This window comes from Thermogemmatispora sp., from assembly GCF_019683755.1.
In the GTDB taxonomy this organism is placed as follows: Bacteria; Chloroflexota; Ktedonobacteria; order Ktedonobacterales; family Ktedonobacteraceae; genus Thermogemmatispora.
The window spans coordinates 1-2341 of record NZ_JADGHT010000516.1 but is presented as its reverse complement, the minus strand read 5'-3'; the positions used below and the strand labels follow the sequence as shown (position 1 = coordinate 2341).

2 protein-coding genes are annotated in these 2341 nt (G+C 56.0%); one reads left to right on the top strand and one right to left on the bottom strand.

The window, feature by feature from the left end; genetic code table 11:
• Window positions 1–564 precede the first annotated feature (564 nt).
• Entirely contained in the window at window positions 565–1332 is a 768-nt protein-coding gene (gene rsmI / locus IRZ24_RS19495; RefSeq protein WP_297168203.1) for a 16S rRNA (cytidine(1402)-2'-O)-methyltransferase, read from the top strand.
• 138 nt (window positions 1333–1470) lie between these two features.
• Here rsmI and mdh read toward each other — a convergent pair whose 3' ends face one another.
• Window positions 1471–2337: a malate dehydrogenase gene (gene mdh / locus IRZ24_RS19490; RefSeq protein ID WP_366914345.1), complete on the bottom strand. Its 867-nt coding sequence runs from the start codon at window positions 2335–2337 to the stop codon at window positions 1471–1473.
• Window positions 2338–2341 lie beyond the last annotated feature (4 nt).

Here is a 2341-nt window from a genome sequence, read left to right as displayed (position 1 = left end):
CCCTTCCCACTTTCAGGCCTGGAATAAGTTCAACGATTACAGTGCGAGCGAAACAGTCTCTCTCTCGATTATAATCTCTCTGGCCGGCTAGCATTTCAGCATATTTTCGAGTAGTTAGAGATTAGCGCTTGAGTCAGAGCTATCAGCAATGATAGTGCTATTTTTCCATTTCAATCAGCACGAGATTGGATCGCTCCCCCCGACTCTCCACCCCCTCCCGGGTCACCGAGCCAGTGCTAGCAATGGGGCTAGCAGTTACCGACCATGTCTTGCCGTATCCCCCACGGCAAGCGCGAGTGATCAGCGGGCCTGATCTCTGTAGTCCATGCTCTTGGGCATTGACAGAAGCATGGTCCCAAGGCTTTCATTTAGTACAACGCTTCAGCCCAGCCTGTACCTGTCTGACCCTCCCAATATTACTAATGAGGTGCTGCTGCTAGCAGAGCTGGCGGTGATGGTCAGTCAGGCTGACGGTAATTGGTTCCTGCCCACTGGCTGCGGTTGTGTGGGCTATTCCTTCTGCGGATTCAGAAGATGCATTTTCAGAATGGGTGGATACTTTACATGAGCACACTCTATCTTGTGGCGACACCGATCGGCAACCTTGGCGATATTACCCTACGGGCCTTAGAGGTCCTGCGCCGTGTCGATGTGATTGCTGCTGAAGATACCCGCAAGACGGCCATTCTTCTGAGGCACTACGATATTCACAAGCCTCAACTTGCCTTCTATGAGCACAACGAGGAGCGAGCAGGTCGGCATATTGAGGCGCTTCTCAAGCAGGGGAAATCAGTTGCGCTAGTCACCAGCGCAGGCACGCCTGGGATCTCTGATCCGGGCTACACCCTGGTTCAGCGAGCCATTCAGGCTGGTATTCCTGTCACGATGATCCCTGGTCCTGCCGCTTTCGTAATGGCCCTCGTTCTCTCAGGCCTACCAGTCCACAGCTTCACTTTCCGTGGCTTCCCGCCTCGCAAGGCAGGCCGGCGCCGGCGCTTTCTGGAGGCTGATCGTCACTCCCCCTACACTCTGATTTACTATGAAAGCCCTTACCGACTGGTTGCTCTCCTCCGCGATGCTTTAGAGGTCTTCGGCGACCGGCCAGCCGCTCTAGCGAATGAGCTAACGAAGCTCTTCGAGAAGGTCTATCGCGGTACTCTCTCTTCTCTACTGGAAACAATGACTCAGGAGAAGCCACGAGGCGAATATGTTCTGGTGGTTGCTGGCGCCTCACAGGAGTCAGGAGTTGGTGCTCACGAGGGCCTGGCTTGGGAGGAGTCTTCTCCAGAGGTGGAAGGGGACGAAACTGAGGCAGAGGCTGAGGAGGGTTAGCCTATGCCGTTCGCTCTAACCGGGCTGCTTCTCAGAACTCTCAGGCGGGGTCGCCTTGTCCTACGTTGGGCTTGAAAGGCCGGACGACCCCGCCTTTATGTTTTCGGCCTAGCGCTCTCCTTTGGCCTGGGCGTCAACCTAGATGCCCATCACCTTGACAAGCTCTTGGACGGCTGCTGCTGATTTCTGCAGGAGGGCTCGTTCTTCCTCCGTTAGCTCTAGTTCAATGACCTGCTCGACCCCGTTGGCTCCGAGCTTCACTGGCACGCCAACAAAGAGATTGTGAATTCCATATTCTCCCTGCAGGTAGGCAGAGCAGGGCATGATCATTTTCTTGTCCAGGACGATTGAATCAACCATTTGCAGTACTGCCGCCGACGGAGCAAAATAGGCGCTCCCGGTTCCCAGCAAGTTGACAATCTCGGCTCCGCCGTCGCGTGTGCGCTGAATGATCTGTTCGATACGCTCAGCAGGCAGGAGCTGGGAGATCGGCACGCCAGCCACTGTGCACATGCGGGCCAGCGGGACCATTGTGTCGCCATGACCACCCAGGACATAAGCCTGTACATCACGGACGGAGACGTTTAGCTCCTGAGCAATGAAGGTGCGGAAACGGGCGGTGTCAAGCACGCCCGCCATGCCAACAACGCGATTGCGCGGGAAGCCGCTGACATGGTAGGCCAGTTGCGCCATGGCATCCAGAGGATTGGTGACAACGATGAGGATACAGTTGGGCGAGTATTTGATCACTTCCTGTACAACCTGGGTGACAATCTCCTGATTCTTCCGCAGCAGATCGTCGCGCGACATGCCAGGCTTACGCGGGAAGCCAGAGGTGATCACCACCAGGTCGGAGTTAGCTGTGTCGGCGTAATCATTGGTGCCAACCACAAGGCTGTCGTAGCCGAGGATGGGGCCGGCCTGGAGCATGTCCAGTGCTTTGCCCTGCGGCATATTGGGCACAATATCATACATCACCACGTCCGCGTAGTCACGCTCTGCCAGACGC

Excerpts from the sequence above, each read along its gene's own strand:
- rsmI (WP_297168203.1), top strand. The coding sequence starts at position 565 with ATGAGCACACTCTATCTTGTGGCGACACCGATCGGCAACCTTGGCGAT.